The sequence below is a fragment of the Herbiconiux sp. VKM Ac-1786 genome (assembly GCF_015350805.1).
Classification (GTDB): domain Bacteria; phylum Actinomycetota; class Actinomycetes; order Actinomycetales; family Microbacteriaceae; genus Herbiconiux.
Genome location: NZ_JADKSG010000001.1, coordinates 318,890 through 338,825, shown reverse-complemented (window position 1 = coordinate 338,825; position 19,936 = coordinate 318,890). Strand labels below are relative to the sequence as shown.

The following is a 19,936-nucleotide window of genomic DNA, read 5'->3' as shown; positions in this document are numbered from 1 at the left end:
CCGCCTACCGAAGGGCCAGAATGCTCCACTCCGACGCCGCTCCCGCTCGCATCGACGAGCAGGAGATCCGGCTGCTGCCGAAGGCCGAGGTGCACGTGCACCTCGAGGGCACCTTCGCGCTCGGGGACATCCTGCGGCTCGCGAAGGAGAACGGCGTCGCCCTCCCCGGCCCGGCCGCCACGATCTTCGACGTCAGCACCCATGACGGCTTCACCCGTCCCGAGGTGAGCACCGGCGGCACTGCGCACGGCGTCGGCGGCGCGGGGCTGAGCGGGTTCCTCCGCTTCCTCGACTGGCAGTGCGGGCTGGTGCGCAGCGCCGAGCAGGCCGCGCGGGTGGCGTACTCCTTTGCCGCTCGCCAGACGGCCTCGGGCGTCCGCTACTCCGACGTCATCGTGAACCCGACGCACTGGAACGCCTGGCGCGGCCGCGAGATCACCCTGCTGGAGGCGCTCGCCGCCGGCTTCGACGAGGCCGAGCAGGACGGCCTGGGCTCCGCGAACATCGCGTACTCGCTGCTCCGCGGTCAGAGCGCGGCCGAGGCCGAGCAGCTGATCGGCGATCTCGTCGACCGGCGCCCGGCCCGCGTGGTCGCCGTGAGCGTCGATGGCGACGAGAAGGCCAGCGGCCGCACCGGCGAGAAGTTCCGCGGCGCCTTCCGTCTCGCCGAGTCGGCGGGGCTCCGCCGCACGGTGCACGCGGGGGAGTCGAGCGGGCCGGAGGGCGTCTGGGACGCCCTCGACCTCCTGCACGCCGAACGCATCGACCACGGGGTGCGATCGATCGAGGATCCGGCCCTCATCCAGCGGCTGATCGACGACGACGTCCCGCTCGGCATCTGCCCCCGCTCCAACGTGACCCTGGGTCTCTACCCCGACTGGGCGTCGCATCCGCTGCCTCTGCTCGTCGAGGCCGGCGTGCGGGTGACACTCAACACCGACGACCCGGCACCACTCGCCTGCACCATCGACGAGGACTGGGCCGTCGCCGCCGAGGTCTACGGCTTCGACCGTGCGCAGCTCGCCCGTTTCGCCGCCGAGTCCATCCGCGCCTCCTTCGCCGACGACGACCTCAAGCGCGAGCTGTTGGCCGAGCTCGAGGCGCTGACCCCCGCCCTCACGGCCGCGGTGCCCGGGGGCACGCCATGACCCCGCTCCCGACCGGCGCGGTGCGACCGGCGGCCCTAGCCCTCGGTCTCGTCGCGATGGCGGTCGCCTCCGTCGTGGTGCTGGCGGCGGCCCCGTCGCGCGCAGAGGCGCCCACCGCGGCGGCCACCATCACCGGGTCGGCCGCCGCTACCACCGCGGCCGACGGCTCCGCCGTCGCGCTCGCACCGCTCCTCGCCACCTGGCCCGACGCCTACCGCGTCACCGGCACCAAGTCCGAGCCCCTCTACGTCGAGCACATCACCTCCACCCGCACCGGCGACGACTACGCCCTCACCATCGACGTCGTGGCCCAGGGCAACAGCCCGCTCGGCGTCCAGTCGAGCTCGGTGCACCTCGACGCCGACGGCACGGTCCGCTGGGTCGACGGATGCACGAAAGCACCCGAGCGCTGCGCCGACGACCCCGGCCTCCGCGGTTTCCTGTCCCAGGCGGCGCTGCTCGCGGCCGAGCGTCGGGGTGGGCTGCCCGAGTGGGGCGTCGCCAGGACGCTGCACGGGCATCCGGTCGTCTGCGTCTCGGACGCCGGCCTGCACCCCCTCGACCCGCCCACCGTGGTGACCCTCGACCCCTGCTTCTCGACCGCGACGGGCGCCCTGCTCGGTCACTGGTCGAGCGACAGTGATGCCTTCGTCGGACCGACCCTCGCCGAGGGCCTGGTCGACGAGGCCCGCTGACCCGCGCCCCGGCGCGCCGCACCACCCACCGCACCACCCGCTCACCGCACCACGCAGCACCACCCACCCCACCGCCGCACCACCCCACCCCTGCACCGCCTCCCCGAAAGGACCACCATGAGACGCCGCGCCTCCCTCCTCCCGGCCGCCGCCCTGATCACCGTCGCCGGACTCGCCCTCGCGGGCTGCAGCTCCGGATCGTCGGCCTCGAGCGACTCCTCCACCCCCGCCGCCGACGACGTGATCAAGGTCGGTGCCCTGACCCCCGGCAACACGAACGACGGCGCCTTCAACCAGTCGCTGGCGGATGCGCTCGAGAAGCTGAAGGACGAGGGGCTGATCGACTACGAGCTCCGCGACCAGATGAGCGACCCGGCCGAGAGCGAACCGGTCATCGCCGACTTCGCCAGCCAGGGCTACGACCTGATCATCGGCCACGGCATCGAGCTCGGCGACGCCGTGTTCTCGGTCGCCGAGACCTTCCCCGACGTGAAGTTCACCGCGTCGGGCGGCCCCGACATCCTCGAGAAGTACACCGATAACGTCGAGACCTGGACCTACAGCACCCCCGAGGTCGGCTACCTCTCCGGCTACATCGCGGGTGCCACCGGTGCTTCGCCGATCGGCCGCGTCGAGAGCCTGGAGCTCGACTTCGTCACCGCGACCGACGCCTTCTTCCAGCAGGGCGTGACCGCGGCGAACCCCGCGGCCGAGTTCCTGCCGGTCGTCTACGCCGGCAGCTTCGACGACGCCCAGGCGGCCGCCGCGGCGACCACCGGCCTGATCGGTCAGGGCGCGAAGCTCGTCTACACGACCGGTGACGGCATCGCCGCGGGTGTCGGCTCGGCCGCCGCCGACGGCGGGGTGCTGAGCGTCGGCGTGTCCTCCGCCGGTGGCGACGCCGCCCTGGCGAACAACGTCTCGACCGTCGACCTCGACATGTACCCGATCGTCAAGGCCTGGGTCGAGGAGGTCGCCGACGGCGGCTTCGGCGGCAAGGGCGTGACCTCGACGCTGGCGAACGGCGGCATCGTCTTCGACCCGATCAACGACGTCGGCGGAAAGGTCCCCGCCGAGGCTGCGGCCAAGGTCGACGAGGTCATCGCAGGCATCAACGACGGATCCGTCACGATCGGCTGATGACCATCTCACCCCAGGAGTCGGGCCGCGCCGTCGAGGCGCGGTCCGTCTCCAAGAGCTACGGCCCGGTTCGGGCGCTGCACGACGTGTCGATCATTGTGCGCCCCGGCGCGGTGCACGCCCTGGTCGGCGAGAACGGGGCCGGCAAGTCGACCCTGGCGAAGGTGCTCGCGGGCATCGAGCCGCCGACGAGCGGCATGATGACCCTCGGCGGGGCGCCCTACGCCCCGCGCGACCGGGCCGAGGCAAAGCGCCGCGGCATCAACATGGTGCCCCAGCAGCTCAGCCTCGTGGGGGAGCTCAGTCTCGTCGAGAACTACCTCGTCGTCGGCTCCCGGCCGTTCGTCAACCGGCGCTCGGCGCGCTCCCTGCTCGCCGCGACCCTCGACCGGGCCCGCGTCGAGGTCGACCTCGACGCCCCCACCTCCTCGCTCACCCACTCCCACCGGCAGCTCGGCGAGATCGTGGTGGCGTTGGCCGAGGGCGCCCACACGCTCATCCTCGACGAGCCGACGGCGAGCCTGGGTCCGCTCGAGGTGGGCGGGCTGTTCGAGCACCTCCGCTCGCTCTGCGAGCTCGGCACCGCGATCGTGCTGATCACCCACCGCCTCGACGAGGTGCGCCAGGTGGCCGACGACCTCACGGTGCTCTCGCACGGCCTCGAGGTGCACCACGGCTCGGCGACCGGGCTGCAGCCGGCCGAGATCGCCCGCCTGATGGTGGGGGAGCTGCCCGAGCTCGCCCCCCGCGCAGCCCGGGCCCGCGGGGGCGCCACACTGCGGGCCGAAGCCGTCGTCGCCCGATCGACCCGCGACGCGGGCCTCGACCGGGTCGATCTCGCGGTGCACGCGGGGGAGGTCGTGGGCCTCGCCGGTGTCGCCGGCAGTGGCCAGAACCTGCTGCTCGATGTGCTCGCCGGCTTCGTGCCGCCGAGCTCGGGCACGGTCACGCTCGACGGCTCCCGCACCGTCACGATCACCGGCAGCCGCGCTTCGACCGCCGCCGCCGAACGCGGCGGGGCGACGGCTAGCACTCTCCGGGCTGCAGGCCTCGCCTGGATTCCGGAGGACCGCCGCGACGCCGTCGTGCCCACCATGAGCCTCCGCGAGAACCTCGCGGTCTACTCCAGCGCGCGGGGCGGGCGAGCGGATGCGCGGCCACCCGTCCAGGGCTCCGACGACGCGTCGGCACCCGCCGCCCGCCTCGCGGCCTTCGACGTGCGCCCGGCCCGCCCCGAGCTCCTCGCGGCCGGCCTCTCCGGAGGCAACCAGCAGAAGCTGCTCGCCGCCCGAGAGCTCGGCGGCGCGCAGACCCCGAGCGCCGTGCTCGCGTACGGGCCGACCCAGGGTCTCGACCTCCGAGCGGCGCAGGCCATCCGCGAGCGTCTGGTCGACCTCGCCGCCGACGGTGCCGCGGTGCTCGTCGCCTCGCACGACCTCGAGGAGGTGCGCGCGGTCGCCGACCGGATCGTGGTCATGTTCGGCGGCCGCATCGTCGCCGACCTCCCCATCGCCGAGGCCACCACCGAGCGCCTCGGCCGCGCCATGGCTGGCCTCCCCGCCGACGACACGCCTCTTCCCACCCTGCCCGAGGAGCCCGCACCATGACCGAGCTGACCGACCTCTACCCCACGGCCGCCGAGCTCGGCCGCCTGCGGGCCGTCGCCTCCGGCACCGAGCGCCCCGATCTGATCGTGCGCGGCGGCCTGGTGCAGTCGCCCGGCACCGAGGAGTGGCTCGAGCGCGACGTGGTCATCGCCGGCCGCCACATCGCGACCCTGACCCCCTGGAACCACGTGCCCGCCGGGCCCGAAGTCGAGGAGATCGACGCCACCGGCTCCTACGTCGTGCCGACCTTCATCGACGCCCACCTGCACATCGAGTACACGAACCTCACCCCGGGCGAGCTCGCCCGCCTCAGCGTCGCCCGCGGCACCGGCACCGTGCTGACCGACCCGAACGGCGCCGCCAACGTCTGGGGCGCCCGCGGCATGGACCTCCTGCTCAGCACCGGCACCCCGCTGCACGTCTTCCAGCAGGTCTCGCCCACGACCCCCGCCTCGCCCACCCTGGAACACGGCGGTGCGGTCATCCCCGAGGAGGTCGTGCGAGCCCGCCTCTGGGACCCGGTCACCACCACCCTCGGCGAGGGCAACCCCTTCGACTACGGCGAGGTCTCGACCGGCCGCTTCCGCGAGGCGCTCGTCGCCGGCCGTCGCATCACCGGCCACACCGCCGCCCAGACCGAGGAGTCGCTCTGGGGCTACCTCGCCGCGGGTGTCGGCGACGACCACAACTCCGCGACCGTCGACGAGGTGCTGGAGCGCGTGCGCCTCGGTGCGATGATCACGATCATGGGAGCCTCCCTCACCGACAACACCGTGCCGATCTTCGCCGACCTCGACCGGGTCGCCCCCGCACTCCGCAGCCTCTGCTTCTGCGCCGACGACAAGCACGCCCTCGACCTGCACATCGAGGGGCACATCGACCACCACGTCCGCCAGGCCATCCGCTTCGGCGTCGACCCGCAGCTGGCCTACCGCATGGCCACCACGCAGCCCGCCGCCTACTACCGCCTCGACCAGGTGCTGGGGCTCCTCGCCCCGTCGCGCCTGGCCGATCTGCAGATCATCCCCGAGCTCGCCGAGGTGCGACCCTCGGTGGTCGTCGTCGAGGGCCGGGTGGCCGCCCGCGACGGCCAGGCACTGTTCGAGAACGACGATGAACTGCCGGACTGGGCATCCGGAACCGTGCACCTGCCCGAGGTGCTCGACCCCGCGATGTTCGCCGTGCCCGCGAGCGGCGACGAGGCCCGCGTGCGCGCCATGGCGATGTACAAGGGCTACTTCAAGCGCGAGTTCGAGGCCGAGCTGCGAGTCGTCGACGACCTGGTGCAGACCGACCCGTCGGCCGACGTGCTGAAGATCGCGGTCGTCGACCGGCACCACGGCTCGGCCGAGACCGGCATCGGCTTCGTGCAGGGCTTCGGGCTGCGCGAGGGGGCCGTCGCCATCACGATGAACTGCCCGAACATGAACATCGCCGTCGTCGGGGTCGACGACGCCGCGATGCTCCGGGCCGTCGAAGAGCTGCGCACCATGGGCGGCGGCTTCGTCACGGTCGACGGCAGGGGCGAGGTGGTCGGCCGAGTGGCCCTGCCCGTCGGTGGCATGATGAGCGCCGCCCCGTTCGAAGAGACGGCGGATGCTCTGCAGCGCGCCCACGCCGCAACCCACGCCCTCGGCTGCCACATCCCCTCGCCGTACATCATCCTGTCGTTCGTGGGCCTCTACGTCGTGCCCGACCTCGGGCTCACCGAACTCGGACTGATCGACACCGCGTCGCAGTCCTTCGTCGACGTGCTGCTGCCGGGAGCCGTCGACCGGTGCGGCTCGTGAGGGCTCTCGACCGGCAGCGGTGGGTGCTCACCGCGGCGGTCGTCGTCTCGATCATCCTGATCGCCGGCGCGCTGATCGTGTTCGCCGGTGCCGACCCGCTGCTCGGGCTGCAGGGTCTCGTCGAGGGAGTCTCGAGCTCGCCCTACCGCATCGGCGAGGTGCTCGTCGGGGCGGTGCCGATCGGCATCGTGGCGCTGACGCTCATCCCCGCGCTGCGCGCCGGGGTGTTCTCGGTCGGTGCCGAGGGCCAGATCGTGGTCGGCGCGATCTTCGCGACCGCCGCCGTCTTCGCCGTCAACCGGATGCTCGACGGCGCCGCCCCCGCCCCGCTGCTCTGGGTCGCGGGCCTCGTCGCCGGTGCCGTCGGCGGCGGGCTGATGGCGCTGCTGCCCGCGTTTCTCGCCGTACGCTGGCGGGTGAACGAGATCCTCAGCACCTTGCTGCTGAACTATCTCGCCGCGGGCTTCCTCGGTTGGACGCTGCGCACCTGGCTCGCCACCGACGCCGAGACCGCCACCCCGCAGAGCGACGAGCTGCCTGACGCCGCGAGCCTGCCGAGCCTGATCCCCGGCACCCGGGCGCACTGGGGAATCCTGCTGGTCGTCGTGCTCGCGGTCGTGTTCCTCATCTGGCAGCGGAGCGCGGCCAGCACCCGGCTGAGCGTGTTCGCCAGCCGGCCGAAGCTGGCGCTGCGGCTCGGCGCGACCCGCAGTCGCACGGTGTACTCGACGATGCTCGTGTCGGGGCTCGGTGCGGGCGTGGTCGGCTGGATCCAGGTGGCCGGGGTCAACGATCGGCTGCTCAGCTCGGTGTCGGGCAGCGTGGGTTTCTCGGGCATCGCGGTGGCGCTGCTCGGGGCGCTCGCGCCGATCGGGATCGTCGCGGCCGCGCTGTTCTTCTCGGCGCTCACCGCCGGGGCCGTGGGGATGCAGTCGGCGACCGGCACCGTGCCGTCGTCGATCGCCGAGGTGATCAAGGGGGTGCTGCTGATGGGGGTGGCGTGCATCGCGGCCTACCAGCGGCGGCCGGCGGCTGTCGTGGCGCCGGCCGAGCCGGTGGTGGCGGATGTGGCCGCCGAGCCCGTCGCGGCGGCCGAGGCCGAGGAGGCGCGCGCATGAGCGTCGAGCTGTGGGTCGCCATCATCGCCGGCGCGCTCGCCCTGGCGGCACCGCTCGTGCTCGCCGGCATCGGCGAGGGCTTCGTCGAGCGGGCGGGCCGGATCAACCTCGGCATCGAGGGAATGATGATCATGGGCGCCCTCACCGGCGTCTGGGCCGGCAGCCTCGCGGGCCCGCTCGCCGGTCTCGTCGCCGGCCTCCTGGTCGGCCTCGTGCTGGCCGTCGTGATGAACCTGCTCGTCTACCGGCTGCACGCCAACGAGATCGTGATCGGCCTCGGCATCACGATGCTCGGCCTCGGCCTCAGCACCTACCTCTACCAGCTGTGGGTGCCGTCGGGTCAGACCAACGTCGCCGTCGCCACGGTGCCCCGCGTCGACCTCGGGCCGCTGAGCGAGCTGCCGGTGGTCGGCCCCGTCCTGTTCGGGCAGAGCCCGCTGGTCTACCTGGCCGTCGTGCTGCTCGTCGTCGCCTGGGCCGTGATGCGGTTCACCCGCTTCGGGCTCGCAGTGCAGGCCGTGGGAACCGACCCGGCCTCGGCCGCTCTGCGCGGCGTGCGGGTGGAGCGCACGGGCGCATCCGCTCTGCTGATCGGCGGGGCGCTCGCCGGGCTCGGTGGCGCGGTGATCACGGTCGGCACCATCGGCTCGTTCACCCCCGACATCACCGCCGGTCGCGGCTACATCGTGCTGGCCGTGGTGATCATGGGGCGCAGCCGGCCGATCGGCATCGCGCTCGGCGCCCTGCTGTTCGCGTTCCTGCAGAGCTTCGCGCTGCTGTCGCAGTCGACGTCGCTGCAGCTGCCCAGCGAGCTCTATCAGTCGCTACCGTACCTGGTGACCCTCGTCGTGCTCGTGATCACCTCGCGCAGCCAGATGCGACGGCTCTTCAAGACAGTGAGGCCTGCATGACCAGTGACAGCCAGCGCGTGCTCGCGGGGGTGCTGCGCTTCGTGCGCGACGCCGCCGCGTCCGGATCGACCCTGCCCGGCGAGGTGGAGATGGCGGAGCGGCTCGGCATCACCCGCAAGCAGGTGCGCGACGTGCTCGCCTCGCTCGAGCAGCAGGGCATCGTGCTGCGCCGGCAGGGCGCCGCCACCGAGGTCGACCCGGTGGCCACGCGGATGAGCGTGCGCTTCGAGGACCAGCTCGAGTACAGCACCCTGCTCCGGCAGCTGGGGTACGAGAGCACCGTCGAGGTGCTGTCGATCTCGGACGTGCTGCTGCCCAAGGAGAGTGCCGGACTGCTGATGACCGAGACCGGCCGGCCCGCCGCCCGGATCGTGAAGCGCTGGCGGGCCGACGGCTCGGTGGCAATGCTCTCGTTCGGCACGATGCCGCTGCCCTTCCCGCGGGCCGAGGTCGACCTCGGCGACTCCATCTACACGGCCGTCAAGCAGGTCTGGGGGGAGGCGATCGCCTGGGAGATCACGACCCCGTCGGCCGAGGTGCTCGGGGAGGAGGATGCCGAGTTGTTCGAGCATCCGGTGGGCACGCCCGTGCTGACGCTGGACATCGTGGGGCTCGGGCTGAGCGGGCGGCGGCTGTTCCACGCGCGGGAGCTGCACGACCCGAAGACCGTCTCGTACTCGATCATGCGCACCATCCGGCCGCCGCAGGTGTTCTCGACGGCGCGGTACCAGTTCTAGCTTCCTGACTTCTCGTCGAAAGGATCTGCCATGCTCCGTCGCCCATCACCGGTCTCCGTGCCCTCGTCCGAGGCGCCCTGGATCGACGTCGCCACCGCGCTCGCCGCGCGCTTCGCATCGACGGTCGCCGCCGACGACGAGTCGGGGGAGCTGCCCCTCGCGCACCTGAAGGCCATCTCGGACAGCGGCCTCGACACCGCGTTCCTGCCCGCCGAGCACGGCGGGGAGGGGCTGTCGTACGCCGCCCTCGCGCAGATCGTGCGCCTCTTCGCCGCCGCGCATCCGGCCGTCGCGGCGGTGTGGCTGATGCACATCGGCGCTGCGCACGGGCTCGTGACCATGTCGCCGCCGCCCGCCGCCGCGTTCTTCGCCGAGCGGCTGCGCGCCGGCGACCGCTTCTCGAACGCGCTCTCCGAGCCCGCGGGCGGCAACCACTTCCTCGCCTCCCAGCAGGACGTCGACCCGATCGACGGGGGCTGGTCGCTCACCGGCCGCAAGCTCTTCGTCTCGGGCGTCGAGGTCGCCGACCATCTGCTGCTCAACGTGCGCATCGACGGCGCCCCCGCGTTCTTCGGTGTCTCCCGCGATTCGACGATGAGCCTGCCGCCGATCGACCAGACCATCGGGATGCGGGCCACCCGCAGCCGCAGCATCGTCTTCGACGGCACCGTGCTGCCGGCCTCGCGCCGCTGCGGCCCGCCGCCGGCCGACTACGCGAACCTCATCACGGTCGGCTTCGCCTCGCTCTCGATCGGCATCGCCGAGTCGGCGGTCGACGCTCTCGTGACCTCGGCCACCACCCCGAAGGGCCCTGCCGGTGCTGTGCTGGCTGACGAGCAGTGGGTGAAGGCCGAGACCGGGATGCTCTGGACCGAGCTGCGGGGCGCCACACTGGTGGCGGAGCAGGTGGCCTGGCTCGCCGACCGCCGCGATCCGCTCGCGATGGAGGCCGCCACCGAGGCGAAGATGCTCGCGAACGAGGCGGCGAAGAAGGCCGCCGCGCTGGCACTGAAGGTCGGGGGCGGTGGCGCGTATCTGGCGCGCTCGCCGATCCAGCGCATCTTCCGCGACGCGCAGGCCGGGGCGCTGATGGCGTACTCGGTGCCGTTCAGCGCCGAGGTCGTGGGGTCGTGGGTGCTGGCGTCGCGCTGACCGTGCCTCTGGCCGGCTGCCGCTACAGTGGGGCACCATGTCGTACCCCCTCGTGAACCCGCCCGTCGGCAGCGTCGAGGAGCTGGAGGCGGTGATCGGCACGCCGGTCCCCGCCATCGCGAACAAGGTGCGCGACCGCCTCGACGACAGCGACCGAGCCTGGATCGCGCACTCGCCGCTCGTCTTCATCGCCACCTCCGACGCCGAGGGACGCCTCGACGTCTCGCCCAAAGGCGACCCGGGCTCCGTTGCGCTCGTCCTCGACGACAGAACGCTCGTGATCGCCGAGCGGTCGGGCAACCGCCGGGCCGACGGCTTCCGCAACCTCCTGCAGAACCCGCGCGTCGGGCTGCTGTTCGTGGAGCCGGGGCGCAGCGAGACGCTCCGGGTGGCGGGCCGGGCCCGCATCGCCCGCGACGAGCCGTTCTTCGACCGCCTCGTGGTGCGCGGCCACCGTCCGGCGCTCGCGCTCGTCGTCGACGTCGAGGAGGTGTTCCTGCACTGCGCGAAGGCCTTCGCGCGCTCGCAGACCTGGAACGCGGAGCACTGGTCCGAGCATCCGCTGCCCGCCTACGCGGCCCCCACGAACCTGTACTGACCTCTCGTCGTAGATGAGCTACTCTCGGCTTCATCTGATCGAGAGGGTGAGGGATGAGCGCCGAAGCCGTCGCGGCCTGGTGCGGCGTCGCCGTCACCCTCGTGCTGTCGATCGCCAGCCTCGCGATCGCGCACCGCGTCGACCGGCGGTCGTCGGCCGATCATGAGCGCGACGTGCAGCGCGACCTCGAGCGGCAGGCGGCTCGGGTGAGCGCGTGGGTGGCGTTCCGCTTCCGGCGGGGCACCGACGGCACGGACATCCCGCACGGCAACCACCTCGTGCTGCTGAACGCCTCGAGCGAGGCGATCTACGACGTGCGCGTCGACGCGACGATGAAGGGCCGCAGCTTCGTGTTCACGTCGAGCATCTGCCCACCCGGGCGCTACACGGCCGAGTGGCAGGGCCATAGGCCCGAGGGGTTCGACTGGGGCTTCCTCAGCGACGCGCGCGAGATCGAGGCGTCCGGCGATCTGCTGCGGCCGTTCACCGTCAGCCCGAACTGGCGTGTGACGACGTTCGAGTTCGTCGACAGCACGGGGCTCCGGTGGAGCCGTGTCGAGTCGGAGGGCATCCGGCAGCTGCTCGGCTGACCGCGCGCCGAAGCCGCCCTACTTCAGCAGGCGCGAGAGCACGCGATCGGCCAGCGGCTTGCCGCCCGTCTGGCAGGTGGGGCAGTACTGCAGGCTCGAGTCGGCGTAGGTGACCTGGCGGATGGTGTCGCCGCAGACCGGGCAGGCCTGGCCCGTGCGACCGTGCACCGCGAGGCCCTGCTTCTTCTCGGCCTTCAGCTCCGACGCCGCGAGGCCCTCCGCCCGCTGGATCGCCCCGCGCAGTGTCGACTGCATCGTCGAGTAGAGCAGCGCCGTCTCGTCGGGGGTCAGCGACGCGGGCTTGAACGGCGACATCTTCGCCGCGTGCAGGATCTCGTCGGAGTACGCGTTGCCGATACCCGCGATCGTCGCCTGGTTGCGCAGCACGCCCTTGAGCTGCGCGCGCCCCGCCTGCTTCAGGATGCCCGCGAACACCTCCAGCGTGAAGCCTTCGTCCAAGGGGTCGGGGCCCAGCCGGGCGATGCCCGGCACCTCCTCGGGCGACCGCACGACGTAGATCGCGAGGCTCTTCTTCGTGCCGGCCTCGGTGAGGTCGAAACCGGTGCCGTCGTCGAGCACGAGCCGCGCCGCCAGGGCGCCGCGCCCGGGTTTGCCGGAGGGCGGGGGCGGCGGAGCATCCCGCCACCGCAGCCAGCCGGCCCGCGCGAGGTGGGTGATGACGTGCAGTTCGCCGCCGTCGGCTGTGCGCAGCACGAGGTCGAGGAACTTGCCATGCCGGTCGACCCGCTCGACCGTGCTGCCCGCGACCGCCGAAGCGGGCGGGTCGAAGGTCTTCAGCGCCGCGAACGAGACCAGCTCGAGGCGCTCGACGCGCCGCCCCGCCAGTCGACCGTTCAGGTCGACCGTGAGGGCGTGGACTTCAGGCAGCTCCGGCACACGTCCAGTCTCCACCCGGCCGCCGACATCGGGCCAGCGGCGTCGGGCCAGTTACATCGGCCAGAGACATCGGGCCAGCGGCGCCGACCAACCTGTCAGGGCAGGATGCGCAGCGTGTTCGTCGGGTCGAGCCGCTGCAGCAGTGTCGCCATGATGCCGTCGAGCTGCTCCACCTGCTCGTCCGAGAGCAAATCGATCACGTGCTCCCGCACGGTGTTCACGTGCCCGGGGGCCGCGGCGACGACCTTCGCGCGCCCCTCGTCGGTCAGGTGGGCGTTGGTCGCCCGCCGATCGCCCGGGCAGGGCATCCGCTCGACGAAACCGCGGCTCTCCAGGCGCGAGACGACGTGGGAGAGGCGGGGCAGGGTGCTGTTCGTCGTGGCGGCGAGGGCGGTCATCCGCAGCACCTGATCGGGCGATTCGGACAGCTTCGCCAGCACCACGTACTCGAAGTGCGTGAGCGCGGAGTCGCGCTGCAACTGCGAGTCGAGCACGGTGGGCAGCAGCTCGACGACGGCCTCGAAACGGATCCACGCGCGGAGCTGATCGGGCGTCAGCCAGCGCACCTCGTACATGCCCTCAGTGTACGTCTCTTGTCGCGACAACCTTGGCGGGTGATCCCGGCGTCACTCGCGCCTGAGCGATACCAGCTCCCACTGCCGAACCTGCCCCGGCCGCGTCGTGTCGCACGTCGACAGCAACGGCTCCGACAGATGCTCGGCGAGCTCGACCACGACCGGCCCGTCGTCGCCGGCCAGCGTCACGACCCACCGCGCCCCCGGCCCCTCGACCCCATTCCAGTGCTCGTCGAGCGGCGCGAACGCCTCGAGCCCGTCGTCGCCCGTGGCCTCGCGCGCGAAGTGCTGCGCCGCCTGCACCGGATGCGTCAGCGCACTCCGCCCGCGGTAGAACTCCTCGACCACCCGCCCCTCGCCGTACGCCGCCGCCACCGCAGCGGCATCGCCGTCGTCGACCCGCCCGTAGTACAGCCCGTGCGGGAACAGCACCATCGTGCCGGCGAACCGGTCGCCGCCGAGGTGCGAGCACTCCCACGTCTCCTCGGGGAACGCCTCGGCCAGCCGCGACGCCACCTGCCGCCCGCGCACCGCGCAGCAGCGGTCATGCCGACCGTGCGCGCACACCGCGAAGAGCGGGCGATCGGATGCGCGTCCCGCCGTTCCGTCGAGCGGCACCTCGAGCAGCTTCTCGGGCGCATCCACCTCACCCCACCGGATGCCCTCGTGCCCCGGCCGCGAGTCGACGAACGCCCACCGCCACGTCGTCTGCGCCTCGAGCCGGGACGGGTTCCGCCCCGTGCGCCGGATCGCCAGCGGCCGGAGCCCCGCGCTCTCGATGCGCGTGACCAGCGCCCGCCCCAGCTCGGCGTCGAACGGCGGATCGAGCAGCGCCCGCGTGCCCCACCCGCTCGACACCTCGACGAGGAACCACTGCAGCCCGCGCGACCCGGTGGCGAACAGGGGGTCGTCGCGCTCGCGCGAGCGGTCGCTGCAGGGCGCCCATTCGGCGGGCGGCACGACTCCCGTCGCGGGGAGCGCGGTGGCGGTCACGCAGGAACCAGGACGCCCTCGCGCAGCAGTCGCCGCACGACGACCACCGCGCTGGCGGCGTCGAGCCCCGGCAGCTCGGCGAGCGCGAGCTCGCCGCCCTCGTGCAGTCGCCGCACCGCCGCCTCGGCCTCGGCCGGCAGCGCCACGGTCTTGCTCGCGGTGCGGATGCGCACGCTCTTCCCGTCGCTCGTCAGCTCGACGGCGGCGTGCAGCGAGCCGCGCCAGCGCACCCGTGACGTCTCGTCGAGGGCCGCGATGAAGTCGACCGTGGCGAGCGGGGACACCGGCTCGGGGCGCGTGGCCGAGGCGAAGCGGGAGGCGAGGCTGTTCGAGACGGTGACCACCGCATCCGCCTCGCCGATGGCAACGGAGCCGCTGCCGGCCATCTGGGCGAACGCCTGCTGCACCGCGGCGAGGGTCTCGTCGACCACCGACTTCAGCGCAGCGGGGTCGGAGAAGTCGAGCCCCGCGGGCAAGGACGACCGCAGCGACGCGACGTCACCGAGCGACCCGATCAGCGCCTGCACCACGTCGGCGCGCGTGTAGGCGGCGACGCCGATGGTGAGGTGCACGCTCGTGCCGCCGAGCGCCTCGGCCGAATGGATCCACCCGCGCGGGAGATAGAGCGCGTCTCCCGGCTGGAAGACGGCATCGATCACGGGCTCGTGCGTGGCGGCCTCGGCCACCTCGGCGCGGTGGTCGCCCCAGGGCTGATCGCGCAGGGGGTCGACGTGCACCGGGGCGTGGATGCGCCAGTGCTTCTCGCCCGCGATCTGCAGCACGAACACGTCGTGCACGTCGTAGTGGGGGTCGAACCCGCGCGAGGAGGCGGGGGTGATGTAGGCGTTCACCTGGATCGGATGCCCGAGGTCATCGACGAGCCGTCGGGTGAAGTCGATCAGCGGCGGCCAGGTGCGGTGAAGACCCTGCAGCACGATCGTGGCACCGGCGGCGAACTCCTGGAGCACCTTCTCGGAGCTGACCTGGTCGCCGACCTCGGCGCCGAAGCCGCCCGGCGCGGTGTACGTCGCGGGGGACAGCACCGAGCCCTCGTGCGCCATGCGGATGAAGGGTGTGCGCAGCCCGCGCGAGCTGACGAGCTCGTCGACCGCGGCCTCGGTCATCAGGTCGGTGAAGCCCTCGGGAAGGTTCTCAGCCTTGGTGAGGAGGGGCTTCCGCCCCCAGAACTCCCGGTCGAACTCCTCCGGAGCGACCGAGATGCAGCGGGAGAGCGCGGGCCGGGCGACCGACCCGCGCTCGATGTCGATCGTCACGCCGAGCCGTCGGCCCCGCCGTCGTGGCCGCCAGGGTTGGCGCCGCCGTCTGCGGTGCCCTCGCCCTCGTCGGCCGAGCCGTCGGCTCCGCCGTCGTGGCCGTCGGCGTTCGCGCCGCCGTCTGCGGTGCCCTCGCCGGCCGAAGCCGAGCCATCGGCCCCGCCGTCGTGGCCGCCGGGGTTGGCGCCGCCGTCAGCGGTGCCTTCGCCGCCGCCTGCACCCTCGGTGGTGATGTCGTCGTCGTTGATTGCCATGGGTTTCTCCAATCGCCGGCGGTTGCTGCCGTCGCTCATCAACCTACGCCCCACCCCCGACGCCCGACAGACCCCGCTCTCCGACCATCGACGAATCTTCCCTCGCCTGCGGAAGACGCCGTGCGCTAGAATTCTGTACATGGCTGTCATCCCTGTCGCCGAAGCCCGCGCGAACTTCTCCAAGATCGTCGAGTCGGCCTCGACCACCCATGAACGATTCGATGTGACGCGCAACGGCGCGCGGGCCGCCGTCATCCTGGGCGCCGACGACTACGACTCGCTGATCGAGACGGTCGAGATCCTCGGCGACAGCGAGACGGTGGAGGCCATCCGTATCGGCCTCGGCGACCTCGCCGACGGCGAGACCCGCTCGGCCGAGGACGTCCGGGAGGCGATGCGTCGCGCCGGGCGGCTCCCCGAGTGACATTCGAGGTCCGCTTCACGCGCGCCGCATCTCGCGCACTCGCCGAGCAGCTGCCCGAGAAGGTCGCGGCGGCGGCGTTCGAGTTCATCATGGGCGCTCTCCGCGAGAACCCGAAGCGGGTGGGCAAACAGCTGCGAGAACCTCTGCACCCGCTCTATTCGGCGCGGCGCGGCGAGTACCGCGTGATCTACCGCGTGCTCGACCAGCAGGTCGTGATCGAGATCGTGACCGTCACTCGCCGGCGAGATGCGTACCGCAGGTAGCCACCTCGCAAGCAAGCCGTTCGGGCGAACGTCAGTAGAGTCGCCCCATGGCAGACGAACTCGGGACGCTCGTGACCGACTTGCTCGATCCGGGTGTCGTGGAGGACGCGGCACTCGTGGAGCGGCTCGTCGAGATCGTCAACCACGCCTACGCCGTCGGCGAGGCGGGGATGTGGGTCGCTGGAACGAAGCGGGTGGGTGTCGAGGAGCTGCGTGGGCTCATCCGGGCATCCGAGATCGTGGCAGCCCGGGTCGACGATCGCGTGGTGGGGTGCGTGCGCGTGCACCGCCTCGACGAGGCCGTGTGGGGGTTCGGGATGCTCGCCGCCGACTCGTCCGTCCACGGCACCGGGGTCGGCCGCGCCCTCGTGGCCGCCGCCGAGGAGCACGCCCGATCGGCCGGAGCCGCGGAGATGCAGCTCGAGCTGCTCGTGCCGGGCGACCGCGTGCAGGAGTCGAAGGTGCGGCTGGCCGACTGGTACTCGCGGGCCGGCTACCGCGCGGTGGACAGCCGGGACTTCGCCGAGGACTTCCCCGACCTGGCCACCTCGCTCGCGGTCGCCTGCGACTACCAGATCTGGCGGAAGCCGCTCTCGCGGGGCGACTGACTTCTCACTGGAGCCCACCGAGAACGGCCCGGGCCGTCTCGGCGACCACCGCGTCGTCGTTGTCAGCGTCCGGATCGGTCTTCGTGGTCAGGATGCTGAGCAGGATGCGCTCGCCGTCGGGCCTCGTCACCACCGCGATGTCGTTGCGGATGCCGCCCGCCCCGCCCGACTTGTCCGCGACGACCCAGCCCGCGGGTGCGCCGGCGCGGATGAGGGCGTCGCCGGTCGCGTTGCCCGACATCCACGTCAGCAGGGTGCCGGCCACCGCCTCGTCCTGCAGCTGCGCCTCGAGCGCCGCGGTGAAGGCGGCCGGGGTCGTGGTGTTGGCGTCGCTGCCCTCGGTCACTGTGTTGAGCTCGGGCTCGTCCGCGGTGACCACGGTGGTGGGGTCACCGAGGCCGCGGAGGAACCGCTGCAGAGCATCCGGCCCGCCCACCGCCTCGAGCACCAGGTTCAGCGCGGTGTTGTCGCTCTGGCGCACGGCGGCCTCGGCGAGCTGTTCGAGCGTGAGGCCGTCGTCGAGGTGCTCGGTGGTGGCGGGGGAGAAGCCGGCGGCGTCGAGGTCGGCCTGGGTCCACGTGACGGTCGCCGAGCGCTCGGCGGGGGTCGTGGTCGCGAGCAGCAGGCCGGCGGCGAAGACCTTGAGAGTCGAGGCATAGCCGAACCGCTCGTCGGCGCGGTACTCGACGGCACTGCCGTCGGCGGCGAGGGCGCTGACCCCCACCCTGACGCCGTACTCGGCCTCCATCGCGGCCAGCGGCGCGCTCACGTCGATCTCGGGTGCAGGCGTCGACGCTGAGGCCGACGGAGCCGTCGTGGTCGCCGAACTCGGAGCCGCCGACGGGGCGGAACCGCACCCCGAAAGGGGAAGAGCGACCACGAGCAGGGCGCCCGCGGCGACGCGCGCAGTGATTCGGGGCATGCCCTCCAGTGTGCTCGATGTGCGATGGTAGACGGAGCCGCTGCCGCCAGTGCTTGATTTACCCGCTTCCAGGCACCACTGTTGTCTAGTCTGTCCATACGCAAGCGGGTATTGCGATGAGGCCGGCGGAGGAGGACTGATGGTCACGACGATCGAGCGGGACTCCGCTGTTCCCTATTACGAGCAGTTGTTCGACATCCTGCGCGAGCAGATCGCGGGGGGCGTCTTCCCCGATGGTGCGCGGCTCCCCAGCGAGTTGGAGCTCTGCCGGGAGTACGGTCTGTCGCGCGCGACCGTCCGTCAGACCTTCCTGAAGCTCGAGACCGAGGGGTTCGCCCGCAGGGTGCCCCGCCGAGGGGTCTTCGCCGCCAAGCCGAGCGAGTCGTCGGGGTGGATCATCCAGGACTCGCAGGGCTTCCTCGAATCGCAGATCCAGCACGGACAGGGCGGGATCGAGACCGAGGTCCTGCGTGCGCGGTTCACGGAGCCACCCGAGCATGTAGCACAGCTCCTCCAGACGGAGCCGGGCGACGACGCCTTCGAACTCGTCAGGGTGCGGTCCCTCGAGGGGCGGCCGGCGATGTACAGCACGAACTGGTTCCCGAGGGCGAGCGGCGAGGTCGTCTCGGCGGCGAAGGACGTGCTCGACGGTTCGGGTTCCGTCAACCAGGCGCTGCGCGGAGCCGGCTTCATCACGGCCGGCGCTCGCCGGGTCATCCACGCGCTGCGTACGCCGCCCGAGATCGCCACCGCGCTGGGAGTCGGCGAGGACGAGCCGGCACTCCGCGTGGGTTCGCTCTCCTGGAACCAGGACGCGATCCGATTCGACTACTACGAGACGTGGGTGCTCACCGACGTCGTGCCGCTCGAGGTGAACGTCGCCGCGAGCTGAGAGCCCCCCAGCGCCCGCGCGGGGTCGGGCTGCCAGCCCCGGGCCCGGGCCGCGAGGAGCGCTGCTCCCACCGCGGTCACCTCGGGTTCGAGGATGACGGCGGTGCGGTAGCCGTTCACTGCGGTCTTGATCTCCACCCAGCCGGGCGAGCGCACCCACCCGCCGGCGAGGCGCACCTCCCGTCCGCCGGCGAGCCCTTCCCGCACCGCGTCCACGGCATCCCTCCCCGCGCACGCCAACGCTCCCAGCACCGCCGACGCCCGCGCCAGCGGATCCTGGGGCGCGCCCAGCGCGTACGACGGCCGCCCGCCTCCTCGGCGTCCCGGTTCGAACAGGCCTTCCTCCAGCAGCGGCAGCGGCGCGACCCCACCCTCGAGCAGCGCCCGGAGCTGGTGCGCCACGGCCGGGTCCTGCGCGGCCCACTCCACATTGCGGCTCAGCTCCTCGACCCGCAGCAGGGTCGTCCCGTGCGACCGGATGCCCGGTGCGACGTCGACGGCCTCCGGCCGCACGGCGACCGGCCCGGGGGCCTGCGCGACCACCACCTCAGCGGTCCCCATCGAGTCGAGCACGGCTCCGGGCACCAGCTGATCGACGCCCCACCCGCCGATCGGGTGGTCGTGCCCGCCGGCCACGACGACGGCGTCCGTGGCGAGCACGCCCGCCGACCTCAGCCCGGGCGAATCGAACGCTCCCACCGTGTCACCCGTGGCCACGACTACCGGCAGCAGCTCGCCCGAGCCCAGGGTCAGATCGACTCGGTCCATCGCCCAGGCGCGATCGAGTGAGCGCCACGCTCCGGTGCGTGAGGCGAGCGTGTCGCTGATGAACGGATGCCCGCTCCAGCGCACCCCCGGGAGATCACTGAGGGCCACCCACGCCGAAGCGGCACCGCTCCCCGGCTGACGGCGCGCCCAGCTCCACCCCACGAGGGTGCGCACCGGATCAGCCTCCGTGTCGAACCCGGCCTCGCCGTCGAGCAGCGGTGCGAGCTCCCGGAAGATCCCGCCGCGCCGGGGATCGAACCAGGCCAGTGCCCGGGTGAGCGGGCGACGGTCGGCGTCGACGAGCACGCCGTCCTCGCCCACGCCCGCGCAGCAGACGGCGTGCACTTCGAAGCGCTGGCCGCAGACCTCGAGCACCATCTCCTCGACGGCTGCGAAGAGAGCGTCTCCGTCGATCCAGAGGCCTTCCGGGTCGCGCGGCGTCCTTCGGACGGCTCGGGCGACGACCGTGCCGTCACGGTCGAGAGCCACCACCTTGGCGTTGGTGCTCCCGATGTCGACGCCGCAGGAGACGGGCGTTCGCAGGGTGCTCACGGGGCTCCTCTTCACTCGACAGAGTCGGA

22 protein-coding genes are annotated in these 19,936 nt (G+C 72.4%); 15 read left to right on the top strand and 7 right to left on the bottom strand.

Translation table 11 applies throughout. The features are described from left to right. The first annotated feature begins 20 nt into the window (after nt 1-20). The 11 genes from add to ITJ64_RS01580 all read left to right on the top strand — a co-directional run bounded on the left by add (nt 21) and on the right by ITJ64_RS01580 (nt 11,486). Nucleotides 21-1,148 carry an adenosine deaminase gene (gene add / locus ITJ64_RS01630; RefSeq protein ID WP_194679034.1) on the top strand — a complete coding sequence of 376 codons (1,128 nt, stop codon included), beginning with the start codon at nt 21-23 and terminating at the stop codon, nt 1,146-1,148. Continuing rightward, nucleotides 1,145-1,843 (top strand): hypothetical protein, encoded by a 699-nt coding sequence (locus ITJ64_RS01625; RefSeq protein WP_194679032.1) that lies wholly within the window; start codon nt 1,145-1,147, stop codon nt 1,841-1,843. The genes add and ITJ64_RS01625 overlap by 4 nt, the downstream gene beginning before the upstream one ends. Nucleotides 1,844-1,960: 117 nt before the next feature. Further along, nucleotides 1,961-2,983 (top strand): BMP family protein, encoded by a 1,023-nt coding sequence (locus ITJ64_RS01620; protein ID WP_173183594.1) that lies wholly within the window; start codon nt 1,961-1,963, stop codon nt 2,981-2,983. After that, nucleotides 2,983-4,590, top strand: coding sequence for an ABC transporter ATP-binding protein (locus ITJ64_RS01615; RefSeq protein ID WP_194679031.1), 1,608 nt, complete (start codon nt 2,983-2,985; stop codon nt 4,588-4,590). Before ITJ64_RS01620 ends, ITJ64_RS01615 begins: the two co-directional genes overlap by 1 nt. Beyond that, a complete protein-coding gene (locus tag ITJ64_RS01610; RefSeq protein WP_194679030.1) occupies nt 4,587-6,380 on the top strand; it encodes an adenine deaminase C-terminal domain-containing protein in 1,794 nt (597 codons plus the stop codon). Before ITJ64_RS01615 ends, ITJ64_RS01610 begins: the two co-directional genes overlap by 4 nt. Beyond that, a complete protein-coding gene (locus ITJ64_RS01605) occupies nt 6,377-7,498 on the top strand; it encodes an ABC transporter permease (protein WP_194679029.1) in 1,122 nt (373 codons plus the stop codon). Before ITJ64_RS01610 ends, ITJ64_RS01605 begins: the two co-directional genes overlap by 4 nt. Further along, nucleotides 7,495-8,409 (top strand): ABC transporter permease, encoded by a 915-nt coding sequence (locus tag ITJ64_RS01600; protein WP_194679027.1) that lies wholly within the window; start codon nt 7,495-7,497, stop codon nt 8,407-8,409. Before ITJ64_RS01605 ends, ITJ64_RS01600 begins: the two co-directional genes overlap by 4 nt. Continuing rightward, complete coding sequence (locus tag ITJ64_RS01595) at nt 8,406-9,146, top strand: GntR family transcriptional regulator (RefSeq protein WP_173183599.1); 741 nt, start codon at nt 8,406-8,408, stop codon at nt 9,144-9,146. Before ITJ64_RS01600 ends, ITJ64_RS01595 begins: the two co-directional genes overlap by 4 nt. Nucleotides 9,147-9,176: 30 nt before the next feature. Next, a complete protein-coding gene (locus ITJ64_RS01590; RefSeq protein WP_194679026.1) occupies nt 9,177-10,298 on the top strand; it encodes an acyl-CoA dehydrogenase family protein in 1,122 nt (373 codons plus the stop codon). A gap of 37 nt (nt 10,299-10,335) precedes the next feature. Then, nucleotides 10,336-10,896: an MSMEG_1061 family FMN-dependent PPOX-type flavoprotein gene (locus tag ITJ64_RS01585; RefSeq protein ID WP_194679025.1), complete on the top strand. Its 561-nt coding sequence runs from the start codon at nt 10,336-10,338 to the stop codon at nt 10,894-10,896. Nucleotides 10,897-10,949: 53 nt separating this feature from the next. Next, nucleotides 10,950-11,486, top strand: a complete 537-nt coding sequence (locus ITJ64_RS01580) for a hypothetical protein (RefSeq protein WP_194679023.1) — start codon at nt 10,950-10,952, stop codon at nt 11,484-11,486. 18 nt (nt 11,487-11,504) lie between these two features. Here ITJ64_RS01580 and ITJ64_RS01575 read toward each other — a convergent pair whose 3' ends face one another. The 5 genes from ITJ64_RS01575 to ITJ64_RS01555 all read right to left on the bottom strand — a co-directional run bounded on the left by ITJ64_RS01575 (nt 11,505) and on the right by ITJ64_RS01555 (nt 15,479). Further along, complete coding sequence (locus ITJ64_RS01575; protein ID WP_194679022.1) at nt 11,505-12,383, bottom strand: Fpg/Nei family DNA glycosylase; 879 nt, start codon at nt 12,381-12,383, stop codon at nt 11,505-11,507. Nucleotides 12,384-12,478: 95 nt separating this feature from the next. After that, nucleotides 12,479-12,958, bottom strand: a complete 480-nt coding sequence (locus ITJ64_RS01570) for a MarR family winged helix-turn-helix transcriptional regulator (RefSeq protein ID WP_194679020.1) — start codon at nt 12,956-12,958, stop codon at nt 12,479-12,481. Between the two features lie 51 nt (nt 12,959-13,009). Further along, the gene (locus ITJ64_RS19235; protein ID WP_370544985.1) at nt 13,010-13,951 is read right to left on the bottom strand and encodes a sucrase ferredoxin; all 942 of its coding nucleotides are present in this window, start codon (nt 13,949-13,951) and stop codon (nt 13,010-13,012) included. After that, nucleotides 13,948-15,225, bottom strand: coding sequence for a JmjC domain-containing protein (locus ITJ64_RS01560; RefSeq protein WP_194679018.1), 1,278 nt, complete (start codon nt 15,223-15,225; stop codon nt 13,948-13,950). The genes ITJ64_RS19235 and ITJ64_RS01560 overlap by 4 nt, the downstream gene beginning before the upstream one ends. Further along, nucleotides 15,222-15,479 (bottom strand): BatC protein, encoded by a 258-nt coding sequence (locus tag ITJ64_RS01555; protein ID WP_179547636.1) that lies wholly within the window; start codon nt 15,477-15,479, stop codon nt 15,222-15,224. The genes ITJ64_RS01560 and ITJ64_RS01555 overlap by 4 nt, the downstream gene beginning before the upstream one ends. Nucleotides 15,480-15,618: 139 nt before the next feature. On the opposite strand from ITJ64_RS01555, the gene ITJ64_RS01550 reads away from it, so the two are divergent. The 3 genes from ITJ64_RS01550 to ITJ64_RS01540 are packed head-to-tail and all read left to right on the top strand — an operon-like array spanning nt 15,619 to nt 16,774. Further along, the gene (locus tag ITJ64_RS01550) at nt 15,619-15,903 is read left to right on the top strand and encodes a type II toxin-antitoxin system Phd/YefM family antitoxin (RefSeq protein WP_194679016.1); all 285 of its coding nucleotides are present in this window, start codon (nt 15,619-15,621) and stop codon (nt 15,901-15,903) included. After that, the gene (locus ITJ64_RS01545) at nt 15,900-16,166 is read left to right on the top strand and encodes a type II toxin-antitoxin system RelE/ParE family toxin (protein WP_194679014.1); all 267 of its coding nucleotides are present in this window, start codon (nt 15,900-15,902) and stop codon (nt 16,164-16,166) included. Before ITJ64_RS01550 ends, ITJ64_RS01545 begins: the two co-directional genes overlap by 4 nt. Nucleotides 16,167-16,213: 47 nt before the next feature. Further along, nucleotides 16,214-16,774, top strand: coding sequence for a GNAT family N-acetyltransferase (locus tag ITJ64_RS01540; protein WP_194679012.1), 561 nt, complete (start codon nt 16,214-16,216; stop codon nt 16,772-16,774). Nucleotides 16,775-16,778: 4 nt separating this feature from the next. Here the strand turns inward: ITJ64_RS01540 and bla are convergent, their stop codons facing one another. Then, entirely contained in the window at nt 16,779-17,696 is a 918-nt protein-coding gene (gene bla, locus ITJ64_RS01535; RefSeq protein WP_194679010.1) for a class A beta-lactamase, read from the bottom strand. Nucleotides 17,697-17,835: 139 nt separating this feature from the next. Here bla and ITJ64_RS01530 point away from each other — a divergent pair, with 139 nt between their 5' ends. After that, nucleotides 17,836-18,588 carry a GntR family transcriptional regulator gene (locus tag ITJ64_RS01530; RefSeq protein ID WP_194679009.1) on the top strand — a complete coding sequence of 251 codons (753 nt, stop codon included), beginning with the start codon at nt 17,836-17,838 and terminating at the stop codon, nt 18,586-18,588. Here ITJ64_RS01530 and ITJ64_RS01525 read toward each other — a convergent pair. Continuing rightward, entirely contained in the window at nt 18,528-19,907 is a 1,380-nt protein-coding gene (locus ITJ64_RS01525; protein ID WP_194679007.1) for an FGGY family carbohydrate kinase, read from the bottom strand. The genes ITJ64_RS01530 and ITJ64_RS01525 overlap by 61 nt on opposite strands. Nucleotides 19,908-19,936: the final 29 nt, after the last annotated feature.

Excerpts from the sequence above, each read along its gene's own strand:
- add (WP_194679034.1), top strand. The coding sequence starts at position 21 with ATGCTCCACTCCGACGCCGCTCCCGCTCGCATCGACGAGCAGGAGATC.
- ITJ64_RS01625 (WP_194679032.1), top strand. The coding sequence starts at position 1,145 with ATGACCCCGCTCCCGACCGGCGCGGTGCGACCGGCGGCCCTAGCCCTC.
- ITJ64_RS01620 (WP_173183594.1), top strand. The coding sequence starts at position 1,961 with ATGAGACGCCGCGCCTCCCTCCTCCCGGCCGCCGCCCTGATCACCGTC.
- ITJ64_RS01615 (WP_194679031.1), top strand. The coding sequence starts at position 2,983 with ATGACCATCTCACCCCAGGAGTCGGGCCGCGCCGTCGAGGCGCGGTCC.
- ITJ64_RS01610 (WP_194679030.1), top strand. The coding sequence starts at position 4,587 with ATGACCGAGCTGACCGACCTCTACCCCACGGCCGCCGAGCTCGGCCGC.
- ITJ64_RS01600 (WP_194679027.1), top strand. The coding sequence starts at position 7,495 with ATGAGCGTCGAGCTGTGGGTCGCCATCATCGCCGGCGCGCTCGCCCTG.
- ITJ64_RS01595 (WP_173183599.1), top strand. The coding sequence starts at position 8,406 with ATGACCAGTGACAGCCAGCGCGTGCTCGCGGGGGTGCTGCGCTTCGTG.
- ITJ64_RS01590 (WP_194679026.1), top strand. The coding sequence starts at position 9,177 with ATGCTCCGTCGCCCATCACCGGTCTCCGTGCCCTCGTCCGAGGCGCCC.
- ITJ64_RS01585 (WP_194679025.1), top strand. The coding sequence starts at position 10,336 with ATGTCGTACCCCCTCGTGAACCCGCCCGTCGGCAGCGTCGAGGAGCTG.
- ITJ64_RS01580 (WP_194679023.1), top strand. The coding sequence starts at position 10,950 with ATGAGCGCCGAAGCCGTCGCGGCCTGGTGCGGCGTCGCCGTCACCCTC.
- ITJ64_RS01570 (WP_194679020.1), bottom strand. The coding sequence starts at position 12,958 with ATGTACGAGGTGCGCTGGCTGACGCCCGATCAGCTCCGCGCGTGGATC.
- ITJ64_RS01555 (WP_179547636.1), bottom strand. The coding sequence starts at position 15,479 with ATGGCAATCAACGACGACGACATCACCACCGAGGGTGCAGGCGGCGGC.
- ITJ64_RS01550 (WP_194679016.1), top strand. The coding sequence starts at position 15,619 with ATGGCTGTCATCCCTGTCGCCGAAGCCCGCGCGAACTTCTCCAAGATC.
- ITJ64_RS01540 (WP_194679012.1), top strand. The coding sequence starts at position 16,214 with ATGGCAGACGAACTCGGGACGCTCGTGACCGACTTGCTCGATCCGGGT.
- bla (WP_194679010.1), bottom strand. The coding sequence starts at position 17,696 with ATGCCCCGAATCACTGCGCGCGTCGCCGCGGGCGCCCTGCTCGTGGTC.
- ITJ64_RS01530 (WP_194679009.1), top strand. The coding sequence starts at position 17,836 with ATGGTCACGACGATCGAGCGGGACTCCGCTGTTCCCTATTACGAGCAG.